Source organism: Polynucleobacter sp. Tro8-14-1 (assembly GCF_018881655.1).
GTDB lineage: Bacteria > Pseudomonadota > Gammaproteobacteria > Burkholderiales > Burkholderiaceae > Polynucleobacter.
Genome location: NZ_JACVPX010000007.1, coordinates 89,948 through 116,625 on the forward strand (window position 1 = coordinate 89,948; position 26,678 = coordinate 116,625).

Genomic DNA, 26,678 nt, shown 5'->3' on the forward strand with positions numbered 1-26,678 from the left:
TGTGCTTTCTAAGGCGCCTTCATTTAGACTGATGCCATGAATCGTAATCAAGTTTTACCTCAAGTCGAACTATCTCCCGAGCCTAGCGCCTTAAAGAGGGTAGATTTTTGTGCCCCCCAATCTTATGCAGGCACCGGTTTTTTAAGCTTGTCAGATATGCCAAGGGTGGCCGAGGAGGCGTCAACCGTTAACCCAGCCGATGGCTTTAATTGGTCTGTGAGGACCCATTTTGAGGATTCCCCGGGGAGTGAACCCCATCAAATCCTCGAATTAGGGCTAAAAGGACGTCTGCACCTGGTTTGTCAGCGCTGTTTGCAAGATTGCGCGGTGGATTTGGACGAAAAACGTCGATTTATTCTGGTTTTGACAGATTCTGAAGCAGATGAATACCCTTTGGAGGATGAGGAGCAAGATCCTCTGGTCGTAAATCAGCACTTCAACCTCCTGGAAACGATGGAGGATGAGGTTTTGCTGTCTTTTCCCCTGATTCCAAAGCATCCAGATGGGTTTTGTGAACCTCATGCATCTACCTTTGGGGATGAGGCTGATGAGGAGCCGTCAAATGAGCGGGAAAACCCCTTTAACATATTGAAAAATATGAAGAAAAACTGAAATTAGGGGCCTGATTTCAGTTGTTGTTTTAAGTATCTTTTGTCAATAAATCAAGCATTTAGGCGCATTTCCATGCTAGAATATCGCCTTGCTTAGGAGTTCAATATGGCCGTTCAACAAAACAAAAAATCACCTTCCAAACGTGGCATGCACCGTGCGCACGACTTCTTGACCGCACCTGCTACGGCTGTTGAAGCCACAACTGGTGAGGCTCATTTGCGCCACCACATTTCACCTAACGGCTACTATCGTGGTCGTAAAGTTGTTAAAACTAAAAACGACTAATTTTTTAGTCTAAACAGATAGAAGCGGCTCCAGTAAAAGCCGCTTTTTTCTTGGATAAATCACTTGCAGCAATCAATGAGCTTATGAGCGTTACTCTTGCTATTGATGCCATGGGCGGAGATCATGGAGTCGTCGTGACGGTTCCGGCTGCCTGCGATTTTTTAGAAAAACACGCTGACGTGAAGATTACCCTCGTTGGTGATCCCGATTTAATCAAGCAAGTCTTGAGTAAATCTCCTAAAGCTCCTATGGAGCGAATTCAAATTATTTCCGCTAGCGAAGTTGTCTTAATGGATGATCCCATTGAGATTGCTCTGCGTCGCAAAAAAGATTCGTCTATGCGTGTTGCCATTGAGCAAGTTAAAGAGGGTGCTGCTGATGCTGTAGTTTCATCAGGCAATACTGGCGCACTCATGGCGATCTCTCGCTACATTCTCAAAACGCTTGATGGCGTTGATCGCCCTGCGATTGCTACCGCGATCCCCAATGAATTAGGGCGCGGGACAACTATGCTGGACCTCGGCGCAAATGCCGACTGTGAACCAATGCACTTGGTGCAGTTTGCTCAGATGGCAAACGTGATGGTGCAAGTGGTGGATGGCAAACAAAACCCTTCAATTGGCCTTCTCAATATTGGTGAGGAAGTGATTAAAGGGAATGAAGTTGTTAAGCAAACCAGTGAGTTACTTCGTCAAACCTCTTTAAACTTTTACGGCAACGTAGAAGGCAACGATATTTTCAAGGGTACTACGGATATCGTGGTGTGCGATGGTTTTGTTGGCAACGTCGTTCTGAAAGCCAGTGAAGGCTTGGCAAAAATGATGAGTGGTTTGATTCGCCAAGAATTTAATCGCTCATGGCTTACCAAGTTAATGGCGATCTGTGCAATGGTGCCATTGCTAAGAGTACGTAAGCGTGTTGATCATCGTCGTTATAACGGCGCAGTATTGTTGGGTTTACGTGGTTGTGTAATTAAGAGCCATGGTTCTGCTGATCGGTTTGCTTTTGGCTTTGCCTTGGATCGCGCCTATGAGGCGGCTAAGAACCGCATGGTGGAGCGCATTGCTGCAGCCTTTGTAGTGGAGACAAAAGTATGAGTATTTTTGCAAGAGTAGCGGGTACCGGAAGTTATCTTCCTGAGTTGCGCTTAACTAACCAAGACTTAGTGGAGCGTCTTGCTAAAACTGGCTTAGAGACCAGTGATGAGTGGATTAAAACGCGTAGCGGTATTTCCGCACGTCACTTTGCCGCTGAAAATGAGTTAACTAGTGATCTGGCTGCCAAGGCGGCACAAGCTGCATTAACTAGTGCCGGCATTACCTCTGAAGATTTGGACCTCATCATTTTGGCCACTTCTACTCCAGATCATTTGGGTGGTTTTCCAAGTACCGCTTGCGTTGTACAAGACAAATTGGGCGCACACACTGCTTGTGCTGCTTTTGATGTGCAAGCAGTGTGTGCTGGTTTTACTTATGCGCTTGCCATTGCAGATGCATTTATTCGATGTGGCTCATACAAAAAAGTATTGGTCATTGGCGCAGAAACATTCTCCCGTATTCTAAATTTCCAAGACCGTGGCACTTGCGTCTTGTTTGGCGATGGTGCTGGAGCTGTTGTACTTGAGGCTTCTAAAGAAGCCGGCATTCTCTCTACTGCATTACATGCCGATGGTAGTCAACGCGATATTTTGTGTGTTCCTGGGCGTGCAGGTAATGGCGAAGTGCATGGTTCCCCATTTATGACTATGGATGGTCCAGCGGTCTTTAAGCTTGCTGTGAAGGTCTTAGAGCAGGTAGCTCACGAGGCGCTCGAAAAAGCGAACCTCAAGGCTGAGCAAATCGACTGGCTAGTACCGCATCAAGCCAATATTCGCATCATGGAAGGCACGGCTAAGAAGATGGGCATGTCCATGGATAAAGTCATTGTTACTGTGCATGAGCATGGCAATACTTCGGCTGCATCCATTCCGTTGGCATTAGATGCTGGCGTGCGCTCTGGGCAGATTCAGCGTGGACAACATCTCTTGCTAGAGGGTGTTGGCGGCGGGTTCGCTTGGGGTGCGGTTGCGATTAAATACTAAGAGCGGCACACTATTTTTATTCATTCATCTCTTTAATTTCTTTTCAGCGAATTAATCACATGACATTTGCATTTGTATTTCCTGGTCAAGGCTCTCAATCCGTTGGCATGCTCAATTCCATTTCTGAGCGTCCAGAAGTACGCGCAACATTGCAAGAGGCTTCTGAGGCATTAGGTGAGGACGTTGCAAAGCTGATTTCTGAAGGCCCTGCAGAGGTGCTGTCATTAACCACGAATACTCAGCCTGTGATGTTGACTGCAGGCGTTGCTTTTTATCGAGCCTGGCTGGCAGCAGGTGGATCTGCGCCTAAGGTAATGGCAGGTCATAGTCTTGGTGAGTACACTGCCTTGGTTGCATCTGGCGTTATTTCTTTTAAAGATGCTGTTCCATTGGTGCGCTTTCGTGCTGAAGCAATGCAAACTGCTGTGCCGGTAGGTGCAGGCGGCATGGCTGCGATTCTCGGCTTGGATGATGCAATCGTGATTCAGGTGTGTGCTGAAGCAAGTGCTGTTTCTGGTGGTGTTGTTGAAGCCGTCAATTTCAATGCCCCCGGCCAAGTGGTGATTGCTGGTGCAAGTGATGCCGTTACTAAGGCATGTGAATTATTAAAGGCTGCTGGCGCTAAGCGTGCCTTGCCGTTGCCAGTATCTGCACCATTTCATTCTTCTTTGCTGCAGCCAGCCTCTGAAAAATTGAAAGGCTACTTAGCCAGCATTGAATTTAAAGCACCAACCATTGCTGTGATTAATAACGTGGATGTTCAAATCTTGAATGACCCGATTGCAATTAAAGATGCCTTAGTGCGTCAAGCTGCTAAGCCTGTACGTTGGCAAGAAACCGTTCAGGCTATGGCCTCTCAAGGCATTACTCGGGTAGTAGAGTGCGGTCCTGGCAAAGTATTGGCAGGCCTTACCAAGCGCATTAATGATCAGGTCACTGGTGTGCCGGTATTTGATGAAGTCAGCTTGAATGAAGTTCTGGCAAGCTTTCAATAAAACAAACGTTATAGCGGAAGATAAAAATGAATCTCGACTTAAGCGGACAAATTGCTTTAGTAACTGGCGCCTCACGCGGTATTGGTCAGGCAATCGCGGATGAGCTAGTCAAGTGTGGCGCCAAGGTAATTGGAACGGCTACATCCGAGAGTGGAGCTAAAGCGATTGATGAGCGTTTAAAAGCTTCAGGCGGTGCTGGCAAAGTATTGAATGTGACTGCCCCAAATGCTTGTGAAGAAATTATTGATCTGATCGTCAAAGAGTATGGCGGCATCAACATCTTGGTGAATAACGCCGGCATCACTCGTGACAATTTAGCAATGCGCATGAAGTCTGAAGAGTGGACTGATGTGATTGATACCAACCTCAGTTCAGTCTTCCGTCTTTCTCAAGCAGTAATGCGTCCCATGATGAAGGCCCGTGGTGGCCGCATTATTAATATCACTTCAATTGTTGGTCATATGGGTAATCCTGGTCAGGCAAACTACGCAGCTGCAAAAGCAGGCGTTTCTGGAATGACCCGTGCCTTAGCCCGTGAAATTGGTAGCCGCAATATCACTGTGAATTGCGTAGCTCCTGGATTTATCGACACTGATATGACCCGCGCCTTGAGCGAAGAACAGCAAAATGCCCTAAAAGTGAACATTCCTTTGGCGCGTTTGGGTAGTCCTGAGGATGTTGCCCAAGCGGTGGCCTTTTTGGCCTCTCCAGCGGCTGGCTACATTACGGGTAATACCCTGCACGTCAATGGCGGACTCTATTTAGCCTAACGGCAAAGCCAGGATTTGGTCATTTTTAGGCGAATTTGCTAATTCGGTCCGCCAAACTGATAAAATCCTTTCATCGTTTTTTACAACCCCTGGGGAAATTAATGGACAACATCGAACAACGCGTTAAGAAAATCGTCGCTGAGCAATTAGGCGTCGCAGAAGGAGACATCAAGAATGAATCTTCTTTCGTGAACGACTTGGGCGCTGACTCTCTTGACACTGTTGAGCTGGTTATGGCCTTGGAAGATGAATTCGGCATCGAAATTCCTGATGAGGAAGCTGAAAAGATCACCACAGTTCAGCTCGCGATCGACTTCGCTACATCAAAAGCTCAGGGTTAATTCCCTAGCCTAGGTATTACTGTGTCAGCATCAAATGGCCGACGCCGGGTAGTAGTCACCGGCCTTGGCCTTATCTCACCTGTTGGTAATTCAGTTGATGTAGCTTGGTCTAATTTGCTTGCGGGCAAATCAGGTATTGCTACCATCACTAAGTTTGACCACACTCCGCTTAGCGTTCATTTCGCTGGAGAGGTGAAAGATTTCAATGTCGAAGAATATGTTTCTGCCAAAGAAGCGCGCCACATGGATACCTTTATCCATTACGGCATTGCTGCTGGTACACAAGCCATTCGCGACAGTGGTTTAGAGATCACCGAACAAAACGCTGAGCGCATTGGCGTCATGGTTGGTTCCGGCATCGGTGGCTTGCCAATGATTGAAGAAACGGGTGCTGAGTTATTGGCTCGTGGTCCTCGTCGTATCTCCCCTTTCTTTGTTCCAGGCTCCATCATCAATATGATTTCTGGCCACCTCAGCATCTTGTTTGGTCTCAAAGGTCCAAACGTGGCTGCGGTAACAGCTTGTACAACGGGTTTACACAGCATTGGATTGGCTGCACGCTTAATTCAGTACGGTGATGCTGATGTCATGGTTGCTGGCGGTGCTGAATCGACTATCTCCGCATTAGGGGTTGGTGGCTTTGCTTCTGCAAGAGCGCTTTCTACTCGCAATGATGATCCTGCAACTGCATCACGCCCTTGGGATAGAGACCGCGATGGTTTTGTTCTGGGTGAGGGCGCAGGCGTAGTGGTGATTGAAGAGTATGAGCACGCTAAAGCCCGTGGCGCAAAAATCTATTGCGAATTACTGGGCTTCGGCATGAGTGGTGACGCTTATCACATGACTGCCCCAAATATGGATGGCCCCCGTCGTTGCATGCTTAATGCAATGCGCGACGCAGGCCTAAATGCTGATCAGATTCAATATATTAATGCTCACGGCACTTCCACGCCTTTGGGTGATAAGAATGAAACTGGCGCTATTAAGGCTGCTCTTGGCGACCACGCTAAGAAGACTTTAATTAACTCCACCAAGTCTATGACTGGTCACCTCTTGGGCGGTGCAGGTGGCCTGGAGTCTGTTTTCACGATTTTGGCTCTTCATAACCAAAAATCACCACCTACTATCAATATTTTCAATCAAGATCCTGAGTGCGACCTGGACTACTGCGCCAATACCGCTAGGGATGTGAGGATTGACCATGCAGTCAAAAACAATTTTGGCTTTGGGGGTACTAACGGTACCTTGATTTTTGGCAAACTGACCTAATATTCTTAATATCTTCATTGTTGGTTTTCACCAAGTAGGTTCTATAGCATCATGAAAAAGTACTTCATTGCACTCTTGGCTATATTTAGTCTGGGACAAGTCGCCTTTATTCCATTTGCTTCTGCGCAAAATCCCCGGGTCACGATTCCTGACTTTGCGGATTTGGTTGAACGCGCAAGTCCTGCAGTTGTCAATATTCGTACCACTGAAAAAGTAGTAGTGCAGCAAGCGCAAGGTGGCATTCCGGGAATCCCAGAAGATCAGGCGGAATTTTTCCGCCGTTTCTTTGGTGTACCAATTCCAGGAATCCCAAATGGACCTAAACCAGCGCAACCTAATTTAGGCAAGCCGCAAGAAGCGGATCGTGGAGTAGGCTCTGGTTTCATTATCGAATCCAATGGTCTGATTTTGACTAACGCTCACGTTGTTGAGGGTGCCACCACTATTTATGTAACCCTGACTGATAAGCGCGAGTTCAAAGCAAAGTTACTTGGCATGGATAAGCGTACCGACGTTGCAGTCGTCAAAATTGAAGCGCGTGATTTGCCAAAGCTACCTTTAGGTGATTCATCGAGGGTGCGAGTAGGTGAATGGGTGCTTGCAATTGGTTCCCCGTTCGGCCTTGAGAACACGGTGACTGCAGGTATTGTGTCGGCGAAGAGTCGCGATACAGGCGACTACTTACCTTTTATTCAGACTGACGTTGCTGTGAATCCAGGAAACTCTGGAGGGCCGCTTTTAAATACGGCTGGTCAAGTAATTGGTATCAACTCACAAATCTTTAGTCGCTCTGGTGGGTATATGGGTATCTCCTTTGCGATCCCGATTGATGAAGCAATGCGTGTTGCAGATCAATTGCGTACATCCGGAAAGATTTCTCGCGGGCGTATTGGTGTTGCTTTGAGTGAGATGACGAAAGAGGTAGCTGAGAGTCTTGGTTTAGGAAAACCTCGTGGCGCTTATGTGCGCAATGTTGAACCAGGTGGCCCTGCAGCCGCCGGTGGAATTGAGGCGGGCGATGTGATTCTGAGCTTCAATGGCAAAGATATTTCTAAGTCCACCGATTTGCCTAGAGTCGTAGGTGAAACCAAGCCAGGTACTTCTGTGCCTGTGCAAGTTTGGCGTAAAGGCGGAACCCGTGATTTAACGGTTACCGTAACTGATACCGAATCCGGTCAGGTGGTCAACAAGAAGCCTGATGCACCCGCAACCAGTGGCAATAGCGTCAATACCCTTGGAGTTGTTGTAGGCGAGTTATCGGATGGCAAAAAGAAGGACTTAAATATTAAAGGTGGAGTTGAAGTGACTGGTTTAGGTGATGGCCCCTTGGCAAAAGCGGGGATTCGACCAGGTGACGTCATTATTCGGGTGGCGGATGCCGATATTACGAGCGTTAAGCAGTTTGAGGCTCTAGTTAAGGGTTTGGACGCCAATAAGGCTGTACCGGTCTTTATCCGTCGCGCTGACAGCACTTTAGTCTTTCCCGTAAGGCCTAAATAACCCCATTTTGCGCCTAAAAAAGGGGTTTGGCGCCTTTTAGGCGCCACCCATTACAATCACTTTAAGACGACTTTTTGCAGCGCATCATCGTGGTGCGTTCTGACAAGGCGTTTTTTGAATGACCTATTAAGACGCTATGGATTTAATCCGCAATTTTTCTATCATCGCCCATATCGATCACGGCAAATCGACGCTTGCTGATCGCATTATTCAGCTCTGTGGCGGTCTCTCCGATCGTGAAATGGAAGCCCAAGTTCTAGACTCAATGGATATTGAGCGTGAGCGCGGCATCACTATTAAGGCGCAAACCGCAGCTTTAAATTACAAAGCCAAAGACGGCAAGATTTACCATATCAACCTGATTGACACCCCGGGACACGTCGACTTCTCTTATGAGGTCAGTCGCTCTTTGTCTGCCTGTGAAGGTGCGTTGTTGGTCGTAGATGCGAGTCAAGGTGTTGAGGCGCAAACGGTTGCCAACTGTTACATGGCGCTTGAGTTGGGCGTTGAGGTTGTACCAGTGCTCAATAAGATTGACTTACCTCAAGCCGATCCTGAGCGTGCTAAAAAAGAAATTGAAGACGTCATTGGTATCGATGCTTCTGAGGCCGTCACCTGCTCAGCCAAAACAGGTTTGGGTGTTGCAGATGTCATCGAGGAAATGATCGCCAGAGTGCCGCCGCCAAAGGGTAATGCAGAGGATCCATTGCAAGCCTTGATTATTGACTCCTGGTTTGACAATTATGTAGGCGTTGTCATGTTGGTGCGCGTTGTGAATGGCACTCTAAAACCAAAAGAAAAAATTACCTTGATGGCTAATGGTTCAAGCCATTTAGTCGAGCATGTAGGCGTGTTTAGTCCGAAGTCATTAGATCGTCCAGAGCTATCTGCTGGTCAAGTGGGTTTTGTGATTGCCGGCATTAAAGAATTAAAAGCTGCCAAGGTTGGCGACACCGTGACACATACTCCTGGGCAGCAAGGGCGCGTTCCTGCGGCTGAGCCACTACCTGGTTTTAAAGAAGTGAAGCCCCAAGTTTTTGCTGGCTTATATCCAGTAGAGGCGAGTGAATACGATCAGCTGCGCGAGTCCCTTGAAAAGCTCAAGTTAAATGACGCCTCACTCTTATATGAGCCAGAGGTTTCACAGGCTCTAGGTTTTGGATTCCGCTGCGGCTTCTTGGGTTTGCTCCACATGGAGATTGTGCAAGAGCGTTTAGAGCGTCAGTACGGCATGAATCTCATCACGACCGCTCCAACGGTGGTGTATCAAGTGGAGCAGTCTGATGGCACGCTCATGATGGTGGATAACCCGTCGAAGATGCCCGAGGCTAGCAAGATCAATACCATTCTTGAGCCGATTGTGACGGTCAATTTATACATGCCGCAAGAGTATGTAGGGGCGATGATTACTTTGTGCGTAGGTAAGCGCGGCATTCAGATGGACATGAACTACTTAGGTCGTCAGGTCAAACTCACTTATGAGTTGCCGATGGCCGAGATTGTTTTGGACTTCTTTGACAAAATGAAATCCATCTCACGCGGATATGCCTCAATGGATTACGAGTTCAAAGAATATCGCCCGGCAGACGTAGTTAAGGTCGACATCCTCATTAATAGTGAGCGGGTTGATGCCCTCTCAGTGATTGTTCACCGCAGTAATAGTCAACATCGTGGGCGCGAAGTAGTTGCCAAGATGCGCGGCATTATTCCTCGTCAAATGTTTGATGTAGCGATTCAGGCGGCAATTGGTAGCAATATCGTTGCGCGTGAAAACGTCAAAGCTTTGCGTAAAAACGTTTTGGCTAAGTGCTACGGTGGTGACATTTCCCGTAAGCGTAAGTTATTAGAGAAGCAAAAAGAAGGTAAGAAGCGTATGAAGCAAGTCGGTAACGTAGAAATTCCACAAGAAGCCTTTTTGGCCATTCTGCAGGTGGAGGATTAATGAACTTTGCTTTAGTCCTTTTTATCTTGGTGATTGTTTCTGGAATCGCTTGGGTTGCTGACAAATTACACTTTGCCCCGCAAAGACGTTTGGTTGGTATTGACCGTATGCCTTTGTGGCTTGAATACACAGCAGGTTTCTTCCCAGTAATTTGTGCCGTATTTGTATTACGCTCTTTTATCGCTGAGCCTTTTAAGATTCCTTCTGGCTCAATGATCCCTACATTGCAAATCGGCGACTTCATTTTGGTTAATAAATTTGCCTATGGAATTCGTTTACCGGTGCTCAATCAAAAAGTCGTTGACTTGGGCTCACCCAAACGCGGTGATGTTGTTGTGTTTCGCTATCCACGTGATGAGTCGGTGGATTACATCAAGCGCATAGTGGCCTTGCCAGGTGACGAAATCACTTATGAAAATAAGCGTCTGACTATTAATGGTCAGCCTCTGCAATATAGCGGTGGCGAGCCGTATCTCGATCCTGAGAATATGCGCTATGCCAAACGTTTCACAGAGACTTTCCCAGCAGACTTGGGCGGTAATCGTCATGACATCTTGAATGACCCTGATCGTCCGGCTACTGTATTTCCGACTGAGCGTTTTCCGGGTTCTGAGTTCTGCCAGTACCAGCAGTCTGGCGTGACTTGCAAAGTACCTCCAGGGCATTACTTCGCGATGGGCGATAACCGTGACAACAGTGCAGACTCACGTTATTGGGGCTTTGTACCGGATAAAAACATTGTCGGTAAGGCCTTCTTTGTGTGGTTGAACCTGGGTAATCTTGGCCGCATTGGCGGATTCGAGTAAATATTATGAATGCGCGCGCCGTTATCGAAACTGGACCGCTGCAAGAGCGCCTCGGCTATACCTTCAAGAAGCCGGAGCTACTAAATCAAGCCTTGACTCATCGCAGTCATAGTAAGAAAAATAACGAGCGCTTGGAATTTTTGGGGGACTCTATTCTGAATTGCGTTGTTGCTGAAATGCTCTATGAGCGTTATTCAGACTTAGATGAGGGCGACCTCTCTCGCGTACGTGCAAACTTAGTAAAGCAACAAGCTTTATACGAAATTGCCCAAACTTTATCCTTGTCGGATTACTTGCGCTTGGGTGAAGGTGAGTTGAAGAGCGGTGGCTTTCGTCGCCCTTCTATTCTTGCTGATACCTTAGAGGCAGTGACTGGCGCAATCTTTATGGATGGTGGTTTTGAAGCGGCTAAGGCCAGTTTACGTAAGCTGTATTCCATTATCTTGGCAAACGTAGATCCTAAAACCTTAGGTAAGGACGACAAAACTTTATTGCAAGAATGCTTGCAAGGCTATCAATTGCCATTGCCGACCTATAACGTTACCGGCACTACTGGTGCTGCACACAACCAGCAGTTTGAGGTGGAGTGCTTGATCCCTAGCCATAAAGTGGCGGTCAAAGGTGAGGGTGCTTCGCGTCGTGCTGCTGAGCAAGCCGCGGCAAAGTTAGCCTTGATTGCTATGCTCAAGGCTTTGCCGCAAGAATCTCGTAAACCCAAGAAGACTCGGTCGGCTAAAAAGAAGGCAGCCAAAAAAGAAGTGACCGAAGAGCAGTTCAATCTTAAGCTGAAGGGCTAATCGTGTTTAGATGCGGCACCATCGCCATTGTTGGGCGTCCTAATATGGGTAAATCAACTCTTCTGAATGCGTTGGTTGGTCAGAAGATCAGCATTACCTCTCGTAAGGCGCAAACTACACGCCATCGTATTTTGGGAATTCAGAATCGCGAAGAAGCGCAGTTTATCTTTATCGATACCCCAGGCTTTCAGACGCGTTTAATGAATACATTAAACAAGGCGTTAAATCGTACTGTCACCACTGCCTTACAGGACGTGAATGTCGCTTGCTTCGTGGTTGAGGCTGGGTACTTTGGTGAAGATGATAAAAAGGTATTAAAGCTACTGCCAGATGACTTGCCGGTTGTACTGGTTTTAAATAAATTAGATTTGTTTAATAGTCGCTTTCAGACTCCATCAGAACGTGACCAAGCACTCCTTAGCTTCATTAAAGAAATGGCTCGCCCTTGGTGCGAACTAGGTGGCCATGAAGATCAGAAGTGTGAGTTTGCTGAGATCGTGCCGATGAGCGCCAAGAGTCCTGGTGATATTGAAAGATTGTTAGATGTTCTTGAGGGCTACCTGCCTGAGGCTGAGGCTGTCTATGATGGCGACACTATTACCGATCGCAGCGAGCGCTTCTTAGCTGCTGAGATTCTGCGTGAAAAAGTATTCCGCTTTACCGGTGAAGAACTGCCTTACACCAGCACGGTAGTAATCGACCAGTTCAAGATGGATGGCAAGATGCGTCGTATTGCGGCAACCATTTTGGTTGATCGCGATAGTCACAAGGCAATGATCATTGGTCAAAAGGGTGAGCGTCTCAAGAAGATTTCGACAGATGCCCGTATTGATATGGAAAAACTCTTTGATGGCAAAGTCTTTTTAGAGACTTGGGTCAAAGTGAAGCGCGGCTGGGCGGATGATCGTGCTGAATTGCGGGCTCAGGGTCTGGAATAAGTTTCATGGCCTCGATTCGTATTGCTGACGAGCCTGCTTTTGTATTGCATAGCATTCCCTATAAAGAGACCAGCTTAATTCTGGATGTCTTTACTCGGCAATATGGCCGCATGGCTTTGATTGCTAAAGGCGCTAAGCGTCCACACTCCACTCTAAGACCAGTATTGCAGCGCTTTCAACCGCTCCTCGTTTCTTGGAGTGGTAAATCAGAGCTCCGCACTTTAACGAAGTCAGAGTGGGTGGGGGGTACACCTTCTTTGGTTGGCGATGCTTTGCTCTGTGGCTTTTATCTCAATGAGTTGCTCGTCAAATTTTTAGCACGTGAAGATGATTACGAAAAACTCTACGATCGCTATTCTGAGACTATTAATGCTTTATCGAATCTGGAGTTTGAGTCTAAGGGCTTAGAAGAGATTTTGCGTCCATTTGAGTTATCACTCTTGCAAGAGACGGGTTATGCGGCTGCCTTGGATCGCTGCGTTGAAACCAATGAGGCGCCCATGGCTCAAGAGCAATACATCTATCAACCAGAGCGGGGTGTTCGCCCAGTTCAAGCGGATGATCCAGGACATTGGCCCGTTCTTACCGGTAAATCCCTTTTAGCGATTGCAGCGGGAGATTTCTCAGACCCTGAGACGCTTTCTGAGAGTAAGCAATTAATGCGTTTTCTTCTTGGCCTACACTTGCAGGATCAGGTATTGACGACTCGCCAAATTTTGATTGATTTAAAGAAAATCTAGTAATCTACAGAGATGAGCAGCCATCCAAGCCTTGAACTGGGTATCAATATCGATCACGTCGCCACTTTGCGTAATGCACGAGGCACCATCTACCCTGATCCGTTAAGAGCGGCAACGTTGGCTGAGGAGGCGGGTGCAGATCTCATTACGTTACATCTGCGCGAAGATCGTCGCCATATTAAAGATGCCGATTTATTGGCACTTCGCCCACTCATCAAAACCCGTATGAATTTAGAGTGTGCGGTAACGCCTGAGATGATTGATATTGCGTGCCAAGTAAAGCCGCACGACGTCTGTTTAGTCCCAGAGAAACGTGAAGAAGTTACTACTGAAGGTGGTTTGGATGTCTTAGGGCATTTTGAGGCGGTGAGGGCTGCCACAAAAAAATTAGTTGATGCTGGTATTCGGGTATCTCTATTCATTGATCCAGAAGAAAAACAAATTCAAGCGGCCAAAGAAGTTGGTGCAACTGTAGTGGAATTACATACCGGTCGTTACGCGGATTTATCTGGAGCTGATCAGGCGGTAGAGCTTGAGCGTATTCGTAAGGCGGCGATATTTGGAAAAAGTATTGGCCTGAGAGTCAATGCGGGCCATGGTTTGCATGAGGGTAATGTCAAACCAGTAGCAGCCATTGTTGAATTATCCGAGCTCAATATTGGCCATGCCATTGTTGCTGAGGCTTTGTTCAAAGGGTGGCAAAAAGCAATCATCGATATGAAAGCCTTGATGGATCAGGGCAGAGCCAGTGCTTAAGTATTAATAACGGCAAATAACAAAAAGCCATTACAGTAAATATGATCATCGGCATAGGCACAGACATTCTGCAGATTGAGCGCTTACAAGCGGCTTACGATCGCACTAATGGCCGCTTAGCTGAAAAAATTCTGGGGCCAGACGAGATGCTGGTATTTCAGCATCGCCTTGCCAGAAACCATAAGCGGGGCATTGCGTTCTTGGCCACACGCTTTGCAGCCAAGGAGGCCTTCTCAAAAGCGATTGGCTTGGGAATGAGAATGCCTATGACTTGGCGTTCACTCCAAACCCTAAATGAGCCTAGTGGCAAACCAATTACTTCTTACTTAGGAGCTTTGGCGCTATTTATGATAGAAAAAAATTGGGAAGCTCACGTTACTGTGAGTGATGAACAGGATATGGCAATTGCGCATGTCATCGTTACTCAAAAGTAAATAAAAAATACAGTTGAAATAGAGGAAGAAATGAGTAAGTCAACCATGGCCCCCGGCCCAGTCACTCTGGATGTAGTTGGTCTGGAATTAAATGCCGAGGATCGTCGACGCATCTTGCATCCCCTGACTGGTGGCGTTATTTTATTCGGTAGAAACTTTGCTAATCGTCAGCAACTCATTAAATTAACTGCTGCCATTAAGAAGCTGCGCCCTGATGTGCTTATATCCATTGATCATGAGGGTGGTCGAGTGCAGCGTGCAAGAACAGACGGCTTTACCCACTTACCAGCTATGCGTAAATTGGGTGAATTGTGGAGTGCTAAAAATAAATCAACTCATGCTGCAGAATCTGCTGCTATCGCAATGGCTGCAGCAACAGCTTGTGGATATGTGCTTGCTACTGAACTGCGTGCTTGTGGAGTTGACTTCAGTTTTACTCCGGTGCTGGATTTAGATTTTGGCAGAAGCGGCGTGATTGGCGATCGATCTTTTAGTCGTGATCCACAAATAGTCTTTGCTTTGTCGAAAAGTTTGAACGAAGGTTTGCGTCTTGCTGGCATGGCCAACTGCGGCAAGCATTTCCCTGGGCATGGCTGGGCTGAGGCTGATTCACACGTGGCCATCCCAGTGGATGAGCGTCCTTTAAAAGAAATCTTGAATGATGATGCCAAGCCTTACGAGTGGTTAGATCTAAGTCTGGCATCAGTAATGCCTGCACATGTAATTTATCCAAAGGTAGATAAGAACCCAGCAGGATTTTCTAAGATTTGGCTTCACTCCATTCTGCGTCAAGAGTTGGGTTTTGAAGGCGTGATCTTCAGCGACGACCTATCCATGGAAGGTGCAAGCGTTGCAGGATCGGTAGTGAAGGGTGCAGAAATGGCGCTAGAGGCTGGTTGCGATGCGGTATTAATCTGCAATCGCCCAGACCTTGCAGATCAGCTATTAAGTAAGCTAAAGGTATCAAAAGCTAAGCAGGAAGAGTCAAAAGCGCGTTTAAATAAGTTAATGCCGACAGCGCTTGCATTGGGTTGGGATGAATTGCAGAACGAGGCTCAGTACCAGCACGCTAAAGGCCTGCTTGTGCAGTTAGGTTTGATTGCTGAGTAAGTTAAATTCATTTGTAGAAATAAAAAAGCCCGGCATGCCGGGCTTTTTAACATCTGTAGCCAGCTAATTAGTTAGCGCGGCTACGATATTCGCCGGTGCGAGTATCGATCTCGATCTTGTCACCAGTGTTGCAGAACAAAGGAACTTGCAATTCATAGCCAGTTGCTAATTTTGCGTTCTTCAATACCTTACCTGAGCTGGTATCACCTTTAACTGCTGGCTCTGTGTAAATGATTTCACGAACCAATGAGTTAGGCATTGCTACTGAGAGTGCTTTACCTTCGTAGAACACTACTTCACATGGCATGCTTTCTTCGAGGTAGTTCAATGCATCACCCATGAACTCAGCTTCCACTTCATACTGGTTGTATTCAGTATCCATAAATACATACATTGGATCTGCGAAATAAGAGTAAGTACATTCTTTCTTATCAAGAATCACAACATCAAACTTGTCATCCGCTTTGTAAACGCCTTCGTTCGGTGCACCAGTTAACAAATTCTTAAATTTCATTTTCACAACAGAGGAGTTGCGGCCAGAGCGGCTATATTCGGCCTTTAAAACGACCTGGGCATCGGTGCCGATCATCACTACGTTACCAACGCGGAGTTCTTGTGCTGTTTTCATCTTGCTATTCCTGGGGGCAGAGCTAATTTTCTGCGGTTTTTATCAAAAACAAGATTGTAACCGCCCGCAAGCCTTTATTGCTTGGGATTAGGCGACAAAGCGGATTAAACGCGCTGGCAAGCCGCCATCTGCTTGTTTTTCAAGTAAATGGGTGCGCCAGTGCTTGGCATGCGCATTCCAGCGGTTTAAGTCCCTAAACCATTCGCTGGGCATAGCCCAAGTCATGGCGGCAATCGTAGCTAGCCTCAATTCTTGGTTGGCCTCTCCCAGATAGAGATCCAGAAAAGCTGCTAATTTCACTTCATGGGCGCGGTCTTCTTGAGGGTAGATATGCCAAATAAATGGTTTGCCAGCAAGTTGAGCGCGTACAAAAGAGTCTTCCCCTCGAACAATGTTGAAGTCGCATTGCGATAGCGCCCAGTCATATTCATCCTGAGATACAAATGGCATTGAGAGCAGTTGGAGATTGTTGGGTAGAGAGATGGGGTTCTCTCCATAAAGACTGAGTTGCTCAGCATGACCATGGGCAAGCAAGACATCAACATCTTCACCAAGACGGCCTAAGTCAGCTAGCCATTTTTTAAGTGGCGCACCTGGGTAGCAAAAGATGCTGATCCGTTTTGCACCAGGACGTAACTTGGACCATGTAGCCTTCAGATCGTCAGGAATATTTTTTGCCACAAGATGGCCTTCTGCTGGAATGGGGTCCAGCAATAGCCCACCCACCTCATCCTGAAAGCCGGGAAAGAAAAAATATTTCGGAATGCCGTGTGACTGAGGTGACGCTTTACCATGAAAATCAATTACCCAGGGCTCTGCGCTCAAGTATTCCAAGTTAATGATGATAGGTTTGACCGGGGCGATAAATAGGCCTGCCAAGTAACGTTCTGGTAATTCACAGCCAAAGGCCTCAATCACAACATCGGGTATTTGTACTGGGTGACGAGCATTAGCATGGCTAGCCTCCCATGGCTGCATATCAATTTTTTGCTTAATGGATGGGTCTACTCCAGATGCGAGTAAATTAAGGGTTGGCAGATCATCGCAAAAAATACGAACCTCTTGCCCATGAATGCTTGATAAGCTTCGGGCTAGACGCCAGCAAACACCGGCATCACCATAGTTATCGACGATTTGGCAGAAAATATCCCAACGCATGAGTAATTCGCTTTTTGAAACCCTTCAGCAGGATGTTAAACGGCTACCCGGATTACCGGGGGTATATCGCTTTTTTGATGAAGCGGGACATATTCTGTATGTAGGCAAAGCGCGCAACCTCAAAAAGCGTGTCTCTAGTTATTTCCAGCGCACCCAGTTATCACCGCGTATCGAGCTGATGGTGGGCAAAATTGCCCGCTATGAGACAACGGTAACACGGACTGAAACGGAAGCCCTCATTCTAGAGAATAATCTTATTAAAGAGTTGGCTCCCCCATTCAATATTCTCTTTCGTGATGACAAGTCTTACCCCTATGTGATGTTAACTGGGCATCAGTTCCCAAGGCTAGCCTCGTACCGAGGAAAAGTGGATAAGCGCAATCATTACTTTGGACCATTTCCGAATAGCTGGGCAGTGCGCAATAGCGTGCAGATTCTTCAAAAAGTATTCCGCTTAAGAACTTGCGAGGATTCTGTTTTCAAGAATCGCAGCCGTCCTTGCCTCTTGCATCAGATTCATCGCTGCAGTGCCCCATGCGTCGGTCGCCTTAGTGTTGAGCAGTATGGGCAAGATGTTGCTCAAGCTACCCGCTTTTTAGAGGGTGATCACAGCCGAGTGTTATCCGAGCTTGAAAAAGAAATGCACAAGCATAGCCAAGCAATGGAGTTTGAGATGGCTGCGGTGTTGCGAGATCGCATTGCTGACTTATCTAGTGTCTTGCAGCAACAGTCGATGGATACCGTTGCCGAAGGTGAGGGTGATGTGGATGTGATCGCTGTAGCACAAATGGAGGGTATGGTTTGTGTGAACTTAGCTATGATTCGTGGCGGCCGTCACTTGGGTGATAGAGCCTATTTCCCTAAAGGTTTGCGCTCCACTTCCGGCGAGTTGCCATCCCCAGCAGAAATACTAGAAGCCTTTATTACTCAGCATTATTTAGAAGAGCATGCCGATGAGACTGCTGCGAATTTAATTCCACCGGTTCTCGTTCTAAATCATGCCCTGCAATCAGCAAGTGATGATTTGACTCAACTCAATGAATCTCCCCCAGAAGATTTACACGAGTTATTAAATGCACAAGCTGGCAGAAAAATTACTTTCTTGCACCAACCTCAAGGTCAAAGACGTCACTGGCTTGGAATGGCAGAGGGAAACGCGAAGATTGCACTTACTAAACGCTTAGTTGAGACGGGTGGGCAGTTGGCTAGGGCACGTGCATTGGCTGATATCTTGAGCCTCGAATTGGAAAGTCTTGAGCAGCTGCGCATCGAATGTTTTGATATTAGCCACACCTCTGGTGAGGCAACCCAAGCATCTTGTGTGGTGTATGCCAAAAACGCAATGCAGTCGAGTGAGTATCGACGGTTCAATATTAATGACATCACACCAGGTGATGATTACGCAGCTATGCGCCAGGTCTTGCAGAGACGCTACGCTAATTTTCAAGAACTGCCTGTTGAAAAGATTCCTCAAGTGATTTTGATTGACGGCGGCAAAGGCCAGGTAGAAACGGCAAGACAAGTTCTTTCTGAATTTGGCATGGATGTTGGTTTGATTGTGGGCGTTGCTAAGGGTGAAGGCCGTAAGGTTGGACTGGAAACACTCATTTTTGCAGATGGACGTAAGGCGTTGGAGTTGGGTATAGATAGTGCGGCATTGCTATTAGTAGCTCAGATACGGGATGAGGCGCACCGCTTTGCGATTACTGGCATGCGAGCTAAACGCGCTAAGGCTAGGACAATCTCCCGTCTAGAGGAGATTGAGGGCATTGGTGCCAAGCGACGTCAAAAGTTGTTGGCTCGTTTTGGCGGCTTAAAGGGCGTCTCTAATGCCAGTATCGAAGAGATTGCCAGTGTTGAGGGTGTCTCCTTAACGCTCGCTGAACAGATATATCGTCAGCTTCACTAGGAGCATTGACCGTTCTTGGTTTATGCTTATCCAATGCCTTTTAATCTTCCGATCGCTCTAACCTGGTTGCGTGTTGCAGCCATTCCGCTGTTGGTAGCTATTTTTTATCTTCCCAATTCTTGGCTTACTCCGTTTGATAAGAATCTGATTGCAGCAATCATCTTTATCTCTGCTGCCATTACTGATTGGTTGGATGGTTTCTTGGCCCGCCGTTTAAAACAAGAGTCTGCATTTGGCCAATTTTTAGATCCGGTTGCAGACAAGCTGATTGTTGCAGCTGCACTATTGGTTTTATTGAATATGGATCGCGTTCAAGTTTGGGTTGCACTCATCATCATTGGTCGTGAAATCACGATCTCCGCCCTGAGAGAGTGGATGGCTTTATTGGGAGCCGGAAAAAGTGTGGCAGTTCATATGGTTGGTAAGCTCAAAACGACTGCTCAACTCGTAGCCATTCCCTTTTTATTGCTCAATGACACCTTATTTGGTTGGTTAAATTGTGCGCAAGTAGGTACCTGGTTAATTTGGATTGCCTCCTTTTTAACGCTTTGGTCGATGTTCTATTACATGAAAAAGGCCTTGCCTCAGCTCGCCGGAAAAATAGACTAAGTGTTGTAAAGCCCAGCCAGTTAAGCTTTTCAGGGGGATTGAATTCCCTTGGCTTTTAGGTTTTGCTGGGAATAATGCTTTCTTGCAGATTGTTTGTTAAACTACTGCCCTGTTATGCGGGAATAGCTCAGCTGGTAGAGCGATACCTTGCCAAGGTATAGGTCGGGAGTTCGAACCTCCTTTCCCGCTCCAAGTTCGATGGGAAGCCCTCAAAAGCTTCCCATTTTTGATTCAAGAGTATGGCGCGTTGGCCGAGTGGTTAGGCAGGAGCCTGCAAAGCTTCGTACGGGGGTTCGATTCCCTCACGCGCCTCCAGTAATTTGTCTTGACGAATTAGGTGCATCACCTAAAATACTTTTAACTATCGTAAGTAAAAAGTGTCAACCACCTTAATCAAGCACAACCCACATGATCACAATTCAAACTTTGAAAATCAGTGCCCTCGCATTATTTTTATCAGCACTCTTGGGTGCATGCGCTAGTTCGGGAGATTCTCCCACTGGTACAGCAGAAGAGATTCAAGAGGTGCAGTCCCAACTTTTGGGTGACATGCCTTTACCGCAAGGCGCACGACTGTCTGGTGGTGATTCCATCATTATTGGCCGTGGCAACGAATGGGTTGGTAGAGCGGTAGTCAATGCACTTCAAGGTGCAACTGATGTCTACGCATTTTTCCAATCAGAATATCCAAAGGGTGGCTGGACAATAGTGACTGCTGTGAAAGCAAAAACGAGTATTTTGGTTTTCACTAAAGGCGATAGAACTGCTACTGTTGAAATCGTGGATGGATCTCTTGGCGGTCCTAAGTCAGTCATCATCGTGACCTCTTCACCAAAGAACGCAAACGTAGTTGCTCCAACTCGTAAATGATTTGACTGAGTAACGTAGTAAATAAAAAAGGCCTCTAACCAAGAGGCCTTTTGCTTTAGGGGCTTGAGCTTAAAGCCCTTCAGCCCTTATCAAGCCAACTGCCTGGCCTTCAATGGCAAAGTTGGGCTGACGATCGTCAACCAAAATGTTTTTGAAGTCTGGGTTCTCTGCTTGCAATTCGATGACCATGCCGTTCGCAGTTTTCTTTTGTTGCCAACGCTTCACAGTCACTTCATCATCAAGGCGAGCAACAACAATGTCACCGTTGCGAACTTCGGTTGTCTTTCTTACGGCTAAATAATCGCCATCCAGAATGCCGGCATCGCGCATACTCATGCCTTTTACTTTTAATAAGTAATCAGCACCTTTGCTAAATAAATTTGGATCAACCGGAACATGCTTTTCAATATGTTCCACAGCCATGATTGGGGATCCAGCGGCAACACGACCAATTAATGGCAACGTGAGTTGTTGTAATGCGCCTGACGGTAAAGAAAGCTGGCGGTATTTATTGCTATTGTGCGATTGATTAAATCGTTGCGGAATCCGAATGCCGCGTGAAGTGCCGGGCGTTAATTCGATATAACCTTTTTTGGCAAGTGCGCGCAGATGTTCTTCGGCAGCATTGGCAGAGGCAAATCCGAGTTGGGTGGCTATCTCTGCACGGGTTGGCGGCAGACCACTTTCATCGATGGCCTTAGTAATCAACTCCAAAATCTCATTCTGACGTGGAGTGAGCTTGGGGAGGGCAGTCAGCCCCTCCGGAAAATCGACTGTGTTTATGTCCATACTGGGATTGTATACAGCAGTATTTGATAGATCAAGCTATTTAAGGGGGATAATGGGGTATGAGCTCTCAACAAAATACTCCTGAAACCTCACCCCACATTTTAGTGTTGGGTATGGGTGGCACGATCGCCGGCTTGGCACCGAGCCCGGCAGATAAACCTCTGCAATATGAAGCTGGCCAGGTCGAGGTTTCCTCTTTGCTTGCCCATATTCAATCTGCCGTTCCAGAAGGCATTAGCTTAGTTTCAAGGCAGGTTGCCAACATCAATAGTCGCAATCTGACAGAGCCCTTATTAACAATTTTGGGTGAAACTGTTAGAGAGGCCCTTGCTAATACCTTGGTTAAAGGCATAGTGGTCACTCACGGAACTGACACGATTGAGGAGACGGGTGTCTTTTTGCAGCTGACTTGCGGTAAATATGCTCAAAATTTAGGCAAAAGAGTCATCTTGACTGGCGCCATGTTGCCGTCCAATGCACCTAAGGCGGATGGCCCATCCAACTTGCTAGACGCTATTCGTTGGGCATCTAGCCCATTAGATGATTGCCCAGGCGGCATATATGCCGTAATGGATGGCAGAGGTTGTTTGGCCATGGACCTAGCAAAACGCCACGGTAGCGCCCTCAATGCGCCCATCCAAGCTTCTCCTAGCAGCTCAGTTGGGTTGATTAATCCATCCTGGTTGTCGGGCGTGAAGGCAGTTCAGGCGCTTTGGAGTGAGGATTTGCCTATTCCTAAGGAGGGTGAATGGCCTTGGGTAGAGATATTGACGAGCCATGCAGGCGCTCGCTCAGAAACGATTACCCATTGGCTAAACTCCAAAGTAAAGGGCTTGGTCCTTGCGGGTTCGGGTATGGGGGGCTTTCATGATGCGTGGAGAGATCCCCTGGGGGCAGCAGTAAAGCATGGAATTGCCTTGGTGAGAACTACTAGAACGGGCGCGGGTGAAACCCTGTCCGATTTGCCTGAAAAGGACATTGGCGGGTGTTTGGCATCAGGCAGTCTTACTGCTCCTAGGGCCAGAATTGCACTCCAGCTAGCGTTGAATGCCGAAAAACAGGCTCAAATAGCTGGTAAATCCCTGACTTGGCAGGATTTTTTTGCTAGAATAGCGGTCTTGCCTGTAATACGGTAAGTGCTGAAAAGCAGTTGTAAAAGTGTTGTTAGCAGTACCTACAATTTGTTACTACCTTGTCACACTGGCGCTGAGTTCACAACCATCAGAACTTAGCAAGACGCCCAGGTGACTCTATCCTTAAGGAGTGTTAGATGCGTCATTATGAAATCGTCTTTATCGTCCATCCGGACCAAAGCGAGCAAGTGCCAGCGATGATCGATCGTTACAAAGCTACATTAGCAGCTGCGGGCGGCAAAATTCATCGTATGGAAGATTGGGGTCGTCGTCAGATGGCTTACATGATCGACAAGCTTGCTAAAGCCCATTACGTTTGCATGAACATTGAGTGCGACCAGAAAACTCTGGAAGAGCTCGAGCATGCGTTCAAATTTAACGATGCTGTTTTGCGTCACCTCATCATCAAGACTAAGAAAGCTGAAACAGAGCCTTCCATCATGATGAAAGAAGTGCAACGTGAAGAAGCACGTAAATCTGCTCAAGCCGACGCTCCTGTAGCGACAGCCTAAGTTAGAAATTTGAAGAGGAATACACAGACTAGAAAACGTATCAGAGAAGCGGAGCGGCGTTGAATCATTTCACCCTCACTGCAATCTTGGTATCTAAAGACGCGATTCGATTTACACCAGCAGGAATACCGGTGATGCATTGCCAGCTAGAACATAGCGGCCAAGCAAACGAGGTAGGAGTGGCAAGGAAAATTCAGATGAACGTTGAAGCCATCACAATCGGTCCGATACAAAAGGACTTAGAGCGAGTGGATTTAGGAACTGAGGCAGTGTTTGAGGGATTCTTAGCACCCAAGACTCTACGTAATCAAAGACTTGTTTTCCATATTACCCATATTCAATTGAAAAATTAAAGAGGAAATCATCATGGCGTTTGGAAAGAAACCCGATTTCAAAAAGAAACCAGCTCAGAACCCATTGTTCAAGCGTAAGCGTTATTGCCGTTTCACTGTTGCTGGCGTAGAACAGATTGACTACAAAGATGTAGATACATTGAAGGACTTCATTGGCGAAAACGCCAAGATCACTCCTGCTCGTTTGACAGGCACAAAAGCAAAGTATCAGCGTCAGTTAGACACTGCTATCAAGCGTGCTCGTTACTTGGCTTTATTGCCATTCTCCGATCAACATAAGAAATAATTGGGAGCCCTCAATGCAAATCATTCTTTTAGAAAAAGTAACTAACCTGGGCAACCTTGGCGACGTAGTTCGCGTTAAAGACGGTTTCGCTCGTAACTTTTTAATCCCACAACGCAAAGCCCGTCGTGCAACTGAAGCAGCAATTGCTGATTTTGCAGTTCGTCGTGCTGAGTTGGAAAAATTGGCTGCTGAGAAATTGGCTGCCGCTGAAGCAGTTGGCATCAAGCTCAAAGATTTGGTTCTTGAAATCGGTCAAAAAGCAGGTGTTGACGGTCGTTTGTTTGGTTCTGTAACCAATCATGACATCGCTGATGCTTTGAAAGCTAAAGGCTTCACAATTGAGAAGTCTTCAGTACGCATGCCTACTGGCCCATTGAAAATGGTTGGTGATCACCCTGTAGCGGTTGCTGTTCATACCGACGTAGTTGCAGACATCACTATTCGTGTAGTTGGCGAGCAAGCTTAAGTCTTAGATCTGTAAACTAGCCACATGGCTGAATCCCGTTCACGTTCCGTTACGCTGAATCCCGGCATGATGGGTTCTGGGGATGCAGTCGTGCAGGCTTTAAAAGTTCCGCCGCATTCTGTAGAAGCCGAGCAATCACTGCTCGGCGGTCTACTGATCGATAACTCTTCTTGGGATAACCTGGGTGGAGTATTAAACGATAAAGATTTCTATCGCCCCGAACATGCTTTGATCTACAAGGCAATTGCTCGTTTGGTTGGCGACAATCATCCCGCTGACGTCATTACTGTTCATGATGCAATTAAATCTGAACAGGGTGGTGATTTGGTTGGTATTGATTACCTAAATTCATTGGCGCAAAACACTCCCAGTGCAGCGAACATTAAAGGCTATGCCGATATTGTTCGTGACCGCAGTATTTTGCGTCGCTTGATTGAGGTTTCAGACAGCATCGTCAATTCTGCATTCGTTCCTGAGGGACGTACTGTTAGAACGCTGTTGGATGAAGCTGAGTCACGCATTCTTCAGATTGGCGAAGAAGGTAGTCGCAAAGCCGACTATCTAGAGATTGAACCTTTGCTGAAGGCTGTTGTTGCCCGCATTGATGAGCTCTATAACCGCCAAGGTGGAAGCGACATCACCGGTATTGCAACTGGCTTCATAGATTTAGATAAGCAAACTAGCGGCCTGCAAAAAGGTGACTTAGTGATTGTTGCGGGTCGTCCTTCTATGGGTAAAGCTCAGCCTCTAGATGCAAAAGTGAAAACGGTTGATGGCTGGAAGTTGATGGGTAATTTGCGTTTTGGCGATCGCCTGGCTTCCGTTGATGGCCAGCATTCAATGGTTACCGGTATTTATCCGCAAGGTCTTAAGCAGATATACAAAGTTACATTTTCTGATGGTCGTCAAGCTGAGTGTTGTGATGAGCATCTCTGGCGGGTGATGTATCGCGATTGGTCCGAGCCACGCGTTGTCAATACCACCCGATTAATGGAAATGCTGCAATGTGTTCGATATAAAAATAGATTGTGGATTGATCCTGTTTCGGGTGACTTTGGCCACTCGAATGCATTGCCAATTCATCCATGGGTTTTAGGTGCGTTGCTAGGTGATGGCACTCTAGCCCTTTCTCATGGATCAGTTATGTTTTCAACTAAGTCACCTGAGCTTGTAGAACGCATGAATTTGCTTGCGAACTATGAGATGGAGTTGGTGCATGCTAATGCATATGACTGGAGAATAGTCTCTAAAGCTAGAATTGCAGCCAATGGTGCACGTCAAGCAGTTCCAACAAATTATTTCAGATCTGCATTGCAGGATATAGGTGTTCTTGGCTGCAGAAGTTTTGATAAATATATTCCTGCTACTTATCTAGAGGCGAACAAGACTTCTCGTCTCGCATTATTCCAGGGATTGATGGATACCGATGGGTGGATTGAGAAGTGGGGTTCTATTCGTTTCTGTACGGCGAGTAAGCAATTGTCTGAAGACGTTGCGGCTTTAGCCAGGTCTTTGGGTGGCTTTTGCTCAACAGCACAGAAAAAATCAAGCTACACCTACAAGGGTGAAAAGAAGCAAGGCCGCTTATCTTATGTTTTAAATATGAGTTTTGGTCCCGGTTTTCAAGCTTTTACTCTGCCCGAAAAGACTGAAAGATTAAGAGCAAGCTGGGATCGCCAACGTAGACTTTCATTTCAAAGTATTGAGCCTTCCAGGATGTCTGAGGCGCAATGTATTTCAGTTAGTCACCCCCAAAGAACTTACGTAACGAATGATTATGTCGTTACTCACAACACTGCATTTGCATTAAATATCGCCGAGAACGTTGCGCTTGCTGAAGGCTTGCCTGTTGTGGTGTTCTCTATGGAGATGTCGGGTGAGCAATTGGCTGCCCGTTTGCTTGGATCAGTAGGGCGCGTAGACCAAGGTCGTATGCGTACTGGTAAGCTGCAAGACGATGAGTGGCCACGCGTCACAGATGCAATTGCTCGCTTAAGTAATACCCAAATTCTGATTGATGAGACTGGTTCTTTATCAAGCTTAGAGTTGCGTGCACGCGCACGTCGCATTGCCAGAAACTTTGGTGGCACCCTTGGTCTAGTAGTAATTGACTACTTGCAGTTGATGAGTGGCTCTGGTTCTGAAAACCGCGCAACCGAGATTTCAGAAATCTCCCGCTCACTCAAGTCACTCGCAAAAGAATTGCAGTGTCCTGTAGTGGCGCTCTCCCAGTTAAATCGTGGTCTTGAGCAACGTCCTAATAAGCGTCCAATCATGTCTGACTTACGTGAGTCAGGTGCTATCGAGCAAGATGCCGACTTAATTATGTTCATCTATCGTGATGAGGTTTATCACCCGGACACTACCACCGATAAAGGTATGGCTGAGATTATCATTGGTAAACAACGTAACGGTCCGATTGGAACTGTGCGCTTAAGCTGGCAAGGTCCGTATACCAAGTTTGATAACTTAGCGATGGGCTCTGTTGGTTACTCTTCTGGTGGATACGAGCCTTTTTAAATCCAAATAAGAAAACAAATTGCCCAAAGAAAAAGCCTCACACTGTGAGGCTTTTTTTATTCGGCAATTA

29 protein-coding genes and 2 tRNA genes are annotated in these 26,678 nt (G+C 46.8%); 28 read left to right on the forward strand and 3 right to left on the reverse strand.

Annotation, left to right across the window (positions count from 1 at the left end; all coding sequences use genetic code 11):
- The first annotated feature begins 36 nt into the window (after nt 1-36).
- The 17 genes from ICN34_RS08960 to nagZ all read left to right on the forward strand — a co-directional run bounded on the left by ICN34_RS08960 (nt 37) and on the right by nagZ (nt 15,375).
- A complete protein-coding gene (locus ICN34_RS08960) occupies nt 37-612 on the forward strand; it encodes a DUF177 domain-containing protein (RefSeq protein WP_216122105.1) in 576 nt (191 codons plus the stop codon).
- Nucleotides 613-717: 105 nt separating this feature from the next.
- On the forward strand, nt 718-897 hold the full coding sequence (rpmF, locus tag ICN34_RS08965) for a 50S ribosomal protein L32 (RefSeq protein ID WP_011902241.1): 180 nt from the start codon (nt 718-720) through the stop codon (nt 895-897).
- A gap of 83 nt (nt 898-980) precedes the next feature.
- Complete coding sequence (gene plsX / locus ICN34_RS08970) at nt 981-1,994, forward strand: phosphate acyltransferase PlsX (RefSeq protein ID WP_072583198.1); 1,014 nt, start codon at nt 981-983, stop codon at nt 1,992-1,994.
- Nucleotides 1,991-2,977, forward strand: coding sequence for a beta-ketoacyl-ACP synthase III (locus tag ICN34_RS08975; RefSeq protein ID WP_072583141.1), 987 nt, complete (start codon nt 1,991-1,993; stop codon nt 2,975-2,977). Before plsX ends, ICN34_RS08975 begins: the two co-directional genes overlap by 4 nt.
- Before the next feature lie 59 nt (nt 2,978-3,036).
- Entirely contained in the window at nt 3,037-3,972 is a 936-nt protein-coding gene (gene fabD, locus ICN34_RS08980) for an ACP S-malonyltransferase (RefSeq protein ID WP_216122106.1), read from the forward strand.
- Between the two features lie 26 nt (nt 3,973-3,998).
- Nucleotides 3,999-4,742 carry a 3-oxoacyl-ACP reductase FabG gene (gene fabG / locus ICN34_RS08985; RefSeq protein WP_215359376.1) on the forward strand — a complete coding sequence of 248 codons (744 nt, stop codon included), beginning with the start codon at nt 3,999-4,001 and terminating at the stop codon, nt 4,740-4,742.
- 101 nt (nt 4,743-4,843) lie between these two features.
- Complete coding sequence (acpP, locus tag ICN34_RS08990) at nt 4,844-5,083, forward strand: acyl carrier protein (RefSeq protein ID WP_011902246.1); 240 nt, start codon at nt 4,844-4,846, stop codon at nt 5,081-5,083.
- Nucleotides 5,084-5,104: 21 nt separating this feature from the next.
- On the forward strand, nt 5,105-6,352 hold the full coding sequence (gene fabF, locus ICN34_RS08995) for a beta-ketoacyl-ACP synthase II (RefSeq protein WP_216122107.1): 1,248 nt from the start codon (nt 5,105-5,107) through the stop codon (nt 6,350-6,352).
- A gap of 51 nt (nt 6,353-6,403) precedes the next feature.
- Entirely contained in the window at nt 6,404-7,852 is a 1,449-nt protein-coding gene (locus ICN34_RS09000; RefSeq protein WP_216122108.1) for a DegQ family serine endoprotease, read from the forward strand.
- A gap of 136 nt (nt 7,853-7,988) precedes the next feature.
- On the forward strand, nt 7,989-9,794 hold the full coding sequence (lepA, locus tag ICN34_RS09005) for a translation elongation factor 4 (protein WP_072583136.1): 1,806 nt from the start codon (nt 7,989-7,991) through the stop codon (nt 9,792-9,794).
- Nucleotides 9,794-10,600, forward strand: coding sequence for a signal peptidase I (lepB, locus tag ICN34_RS09010; protein ID WP_216122110.1), 807 nt, complete (start codon nt 9,794-9,796; stop codon nt 10,598-10,600). The genes lepA and lepB overlap by 1 nt, the downstream gene beginning before the upstream one ends.
- 5 nt (nt 10,601-10,605) lie before the next feature.
- Nucleotides 10,606-11,397: a ribonuclease III gene (rnc, locus tag ICN34_RS09015; protein WP_072583134.1), complete on the forward strand. Its 792-nt coding sequence runs from the start codon at nt 10,606-10,608 to the stop codon at nt 11,395-11,397.
- 44 nt (nt 11,398-11,441) lie between these two features.
- Nucleotides 11,442-12,335: a GTPase Era gene (gene era, locus ICN34_RS09020; protein ID WP_216862561.1), complete on the forward strand. Its 894-nt coding sequence runs from the start codon at nt 11,442-11,444 to the stop codon at nt 12,333-12,335.
- A gap of 5 nt (nt 12,336-12,340) precedes the next feature.
- Nucleotides 12,341-13,075 (forward strand): DNA repair protein RecO, encoded by a 735-nt coding sequence (gene recO / locus ICN34_RS09025; RefSeq protein WP_072583132.1) that lies wholly within the window; start codon nt 12,341-12,343, stop codon nt 13,073-13,075.
- A gap of 12 nt (nt 13,076-13,087) precedes the next feature.
- Entirely contained in the window at nt 13,088-13,831 is a 744-nt protein-coding gene (gene pdxJ / locus ICN34_RS09030; protein ID WP_072583131.1) for a pyridoxine 5'-phosphate synthase, read from the forward strand.
- Nucleotides 13,832-13,872: 41 nt separating this feature from the next.
- On the forward strand, nt 13,873-14,265 hold the full coding sequence (gene acpS / locus ICN34_RS09035) for a holo-ACP synthase (protein ID WP_072583130.1): 393 nt from the start codon (nt 13,873-13,875) through the stop codon (nt 14,263-14,265).
- A gap of 30 nt (nt 14,266-14,295) precedes the next feature.
- On the forward strand, nt 14,296-15,375 hold the full coding sequence (gene nagZ, locus ICN34_RS09040) for a beta-N-acetylhexosaminidase (RefSeq protein ID WP_072583129.1): 1,080 nt from the start codon (nt 14,296-14,298) through the stop codon (nt 15,373-15,375).
- A gap of 67 nt (nt 15,376-15,442) precedes the next feature.
- On the opposite strand, the gene efp is transcribed toward nagZ, so the two are convergent.
- Nucleotides 15,443-16,003, reverse strand: a complete 561-nt coding sequence (gene efp, locus ICN34_RS09045; RefSeq protein WP_072583128.1) for an elongation factor P — start codon at nt 16,001-16,003, stop codon at nt 15,443-15,445.
- Nucleotides 16,004-16,090: 87 nt separating this feature from the next.
- Nucleotides 16,091-17,161 carry an elongation factor P maturation arginine rhamnosyltransferase EarP gene (earP, locus tag ICN34_RS09050; protein ID WP_216122112.1) on the reverse strand — a complete coding sequence of 357 codons (1,071 nt, stop codon included), beginning with the start codon at nt 17,159-17,161 and terminating at the stop codon, nt 16,091-16,093.
- Between earP and uvrC the strand changes: the two genes are divergently transcribed.
- The 5 genes from uvrC to ICN34_RS09075 all read left to right on the forward strand — a co-directional run bounded on the left by uvrC (nt 17,160) and on the right by ICN34_RS09075 (nt 20,549).
- Nucleotides 17,160-19,070, forward strand: coding sequence for an excinuclease ABC subunit UvrC (gene uvrC, locus ICN34_RS09055; protein ID WP_216122114.1), 1,911 nt, complete (start codon nt 17,160-17,162; stop codon nt 19,068-19,070). The two genes, earP and uvrC, sit on opposite strands and share 2 nt — an antisense overlap.
- Nucleotides 19,071-19,103: 33 nt before the next feature.
- The gene (gene pgsA / locus ICN34_RS09060; protein WP_215359402.1) at nt 19,104-19,679 is read left to right on the forward strand and encodes a CDP-diacylglycerol--glycerol-3-phosphate 3-phosphatidyltransferase; all 576 of its coding nucleotides are present in this window, start codon (nt 19,104-19,106) and stop codon (nt 19,677-19,679) included.
- Between the two features lie 116 nt (nt 19,680-19,795).
- Nucleotides 19,796-19,871 (forward strand) — tRNA-Gly (locus tag ICN34_RS09065).
- A gap of 49 nt (nt 19,872-19,920) precedes the next feature.
- A tRNA-Cys gene (locus ICN34_RS09070) sits at nt 19,921-19,994 on the forward strand.
- Between the two features lie 93 nt (nt 19,995-20,087).
- Entirely contained in the window at nt 20,088-20,549 is a 462-nt protein-coding gene (locus ICN34_RS09075; protein ID WP_072583124.1) for a hypothetical protein, read from the forward strand.
- Nucleotides 20,550-20,618: 69 nt separating this feature from the next.
- Here ICN34_RS09075 and lexA read toward each other — a convergent pair whose 3' ends face one another.
- The gene (gene lexA, locus ICN34_RS09080; RefSeq protein ID WP_216122116.1) at nt 20,619-21,338 is read right to left on the reverse strand and encodes a transcriptional repressor LexA; all 720 of its coding nucleotides are present in this window, start codon (nt 21,336-21,338) and stop codon (nt 20,619-20,621) included.
- 59 nt (nt 21,339-21,397) lie between these two features.
- Between lexA and ICN34_RS09085 the strand changes: the two genes are divergently transcribed.
- The 6 genes from ICN34_RS09085 to dnaB all read left to right on the forward strand — a co-directional run bounded on the left by ICN34_RS09085 (nt 21,398) and on the right by dnaB (nt 26,608).
- Nucleotides 21,398-22,474, forward strand: coding sequence for an asparaginase (locus ICN34_RS09085; protein WP_216122118.1), 1,077 nt, complete (start codon nt 21,398-21,400; stop codon nt 22,472-22,474).
- Nucleotides 22,475-22,608: 134 nt separating this feature from the next.
- Nucleotides 22,609-22,983: a 30S ribosomal protein S6 gene (gene rpsF, locus ICN34_RS09090; RefSeq protein ID WP_072583121.1), complete on the forward strand. Its 375-nt coding sequence runs from the start codon at nt 22,609-22,611 to the stop codon at nt 22,981-22,983.
- Between the two features lie 59 nt (nt 22,984-23,042).
- Nucleotides 23,043-23,336 (forward strand): primosomal replication protein N, encoded by a 294-nt coding sequence (priB, locus tag ICN34_RS09095; protein ID WP_216122120.1) that lies wholly within the window; start codon nt 23,043-23,045, stop codon nt 23,334-23,336.
- A gap of 13 nt (nt 23,337-23,349) precedes the next feature.
- The gene (gene rpsR / locus ICN34_RS09100; protein WP_011902267.1) at nt 23,350-23,622 is read left to right on the forward strand and encodes a 30S ribosomal protein S18; all 273 of its coding nucleotides are present in this window, start codon (nt 23,350-23,352) and stop codon (nt 23,620-23,622) included.
- 13 nt (nt 23,623-23,635) lie between these two features.
- Nucleotides 23,636-24,088, forward strand: a complete 453-nt coding sequence (gene rplI / locus ICN34_RS09105; protein WP_216122122.1) for a 50S ribosomal protein L9 — start codon at nt 23,636-23,638, stop codon at nt 24,086-24,088.
- Between the two features lie 69 nt (nt 24,089-24,157).
- Complete coding sequence (gene dnaB / locus ICN34_RS09110) at nt 24,158-26,608, forward strand: replicative DNA helicase (protein WP_370624004.1); 2,451 nt, start codon at nt 24,158-24,160, stop codon at nt 26,606-26,608.
- Nucleotides 26,609-26,678: the final 70 nt, after the last annotated feature.

Bases quoted from the DNA above. Each gene is read 5' to 3' on its own strand.
- ICN34_RS08960 (WP_216122105.1), top strand. From the start codon at position 37: ATGAATCGTAATCAAGTTTTACCTCAAGTCGAACTATCTCCCGAGCCT.
- rpmF (WP_011902241.1), top strand. From the start codon at position 718: ATGGCCGTTCAACAAAACAAAAAATCACCTTCCAAACGTGGCATGCAC.
- plsX (WP_072583198.1), top strand. From the start codon at position 981: ATGAGCGTTACTCTTGCTATTGATGCCATGGGCGGAGATCATGGAGTC.
- ICN34_RS08975 (WP_072583141.1), top strand. From the start codon at position 1,991: ATGAGTATTTTTGCAAGAGTAGCGGGTACCGGAAGTTATCTTCCTGAG.
- fabD (WP_216122106.1), top strand. From the start codon at position 3,037: ATGACATTTGCATTTGTATTTCCTGGTCAAGGCTCTCAATCCGTTGGC.
- fabG (WP_215359376.1), top strand. From the start codon at position 3,999: ATGAATCTCGACTTAAGCGGACAAATTGCTTTAGTAACTGGCGCCTCA.
- acpP (WP_011902246.1), top strand. From the start codon at position 4,844: ATGGACAACATCGAACAACGCGTTAAGAAAATCGTCGCTGAGCAATTA.
- ICN34_RS09000 (WP_216122108.1), top strand. From the start codon at position 6,404: ATGAAAAAGTACTTCATTGCACTCTTGGCTATATTTAGTCTGGGACAA.
- lepA (WP_072583136.1), top strand. From the start codon at position 7,989: ATGGATTTAATCCGCAATTTTTCTATCATCGCCCATATCGATCACGGC.
- lepB (WP_216122110.1), top strand. From the start codon at position 9,794: ATGAACTTTGCTTTAGTCCTTTTTATCTTGGTGATTGTTTCTGGAATC.
- rnc (WP_072583134.1), top strand. From the start codon at position 10,606: ATGAATGCGCGCGCCGTTATCGAAACTGGACCGCTGCAAGAGCGCCTC.
- era (WP_216862561.1), top strand. From the start codon at position 11,442: ATGGGTAAATCAACTCTTCTGAATGCGTTGGTTGGTCAGAAGATCAGC.
- recO (WP_072583132.1), top strand. From the start codon at position 12,341: ATGGCCTCGATTCGTATTGCTGACGAGCCTGCTTTTGTATTGCATAGC.
- pdxJ (WP_072583131.1), top strand. From the start codon at position 13,088: ATGAGCAGCCATCCAAGCCTTGAACTGGGTATCAATATCGATCACGTC.
- acpS (WP_072583130.1), top strand. From the start codon at position 13,873: ATGATCATCGGCATAGGCACAGACATTCTGCAGATTGAGCGCTTACAA.
- nagZ (WP_072583129.1), top strand. From the start codon at position 14,296: ATGAGTAAGTCAACCATGGCCCCCGGCCCAGTCACTCTGGATGTAGTT.
- efp (WP_072583128.1), bottom strand. From the start codon at position 16,003: ATGAAAACAGCACAAGAACTCCGCGTTGGTAACGTAGTGATGATCGGC.
- uvrC (WP_216122114.1), top strand. From the start codon at position 17,160: ATGAGTAATTCGCTTTTTGAAACCCTTCAGCAGGATGTTAAACGGCTA.
- earP (WP_216122112.1), bottom strand. From the start codon at position 17,161: ATGCGTTGGGATATTTTCTGCCAAATCGTCGATAACTATGGTGATGCC.
- pgsA (WP_215359402.1), top strand. From the start codon at position 19,104: ATGCCTTTTAATCTTCCGATCGCTCTAACCTGGTTGCGTGTTGCAGCC.
- ICN34_RS09075 (WP_072583124.1), top strand. From the start codon at position 20,088: ATGATCACAATTCAAACTTTGAAAATCAGTGCCCTCGCATTATTTTTA.
- lexA (WP_216122116.1), bottom strand. From the start codon at position 21,338: ATGGACATAAACACAGTCGATTTTCCGGAGGGGCTGACTGCCCTCCCC.
- ICN34_RS09085 (WP_216122118.1), top strand. From the start codon at position 21,398: ATGAGCTCTCAACAAAATACTCCTGAAACCTCACCCCACATTTTAGTG.
- rpsF (WP_072583121.1), top strand. From the start codon at position 22,609: ATGCGTCATTATGAAATCGTCTTTATCGTCCATCCGGACCAAAGCGAG.
- rpsR (WP_011902267.1), top strand. From the start codon at position 23,350: ATGGCGTTTGGAAAGAAACCCGATTTCAAAAAGAAACCAGCTCAGAAC.
- rplI (WP_216122122.1), top strand. From the start codon at position 23,636: ATGCAAATCATTCTTTTAGAAAAAGTAACTAACCTGGGCAACCTTGGC.
- dnaB (WP_370624004.1), top strand. From the start codon at position 24,158: ATGGGTTCTGGGGATGCAGTCGTGCAGGCTTTAAAAGTTCCGCCGCAT.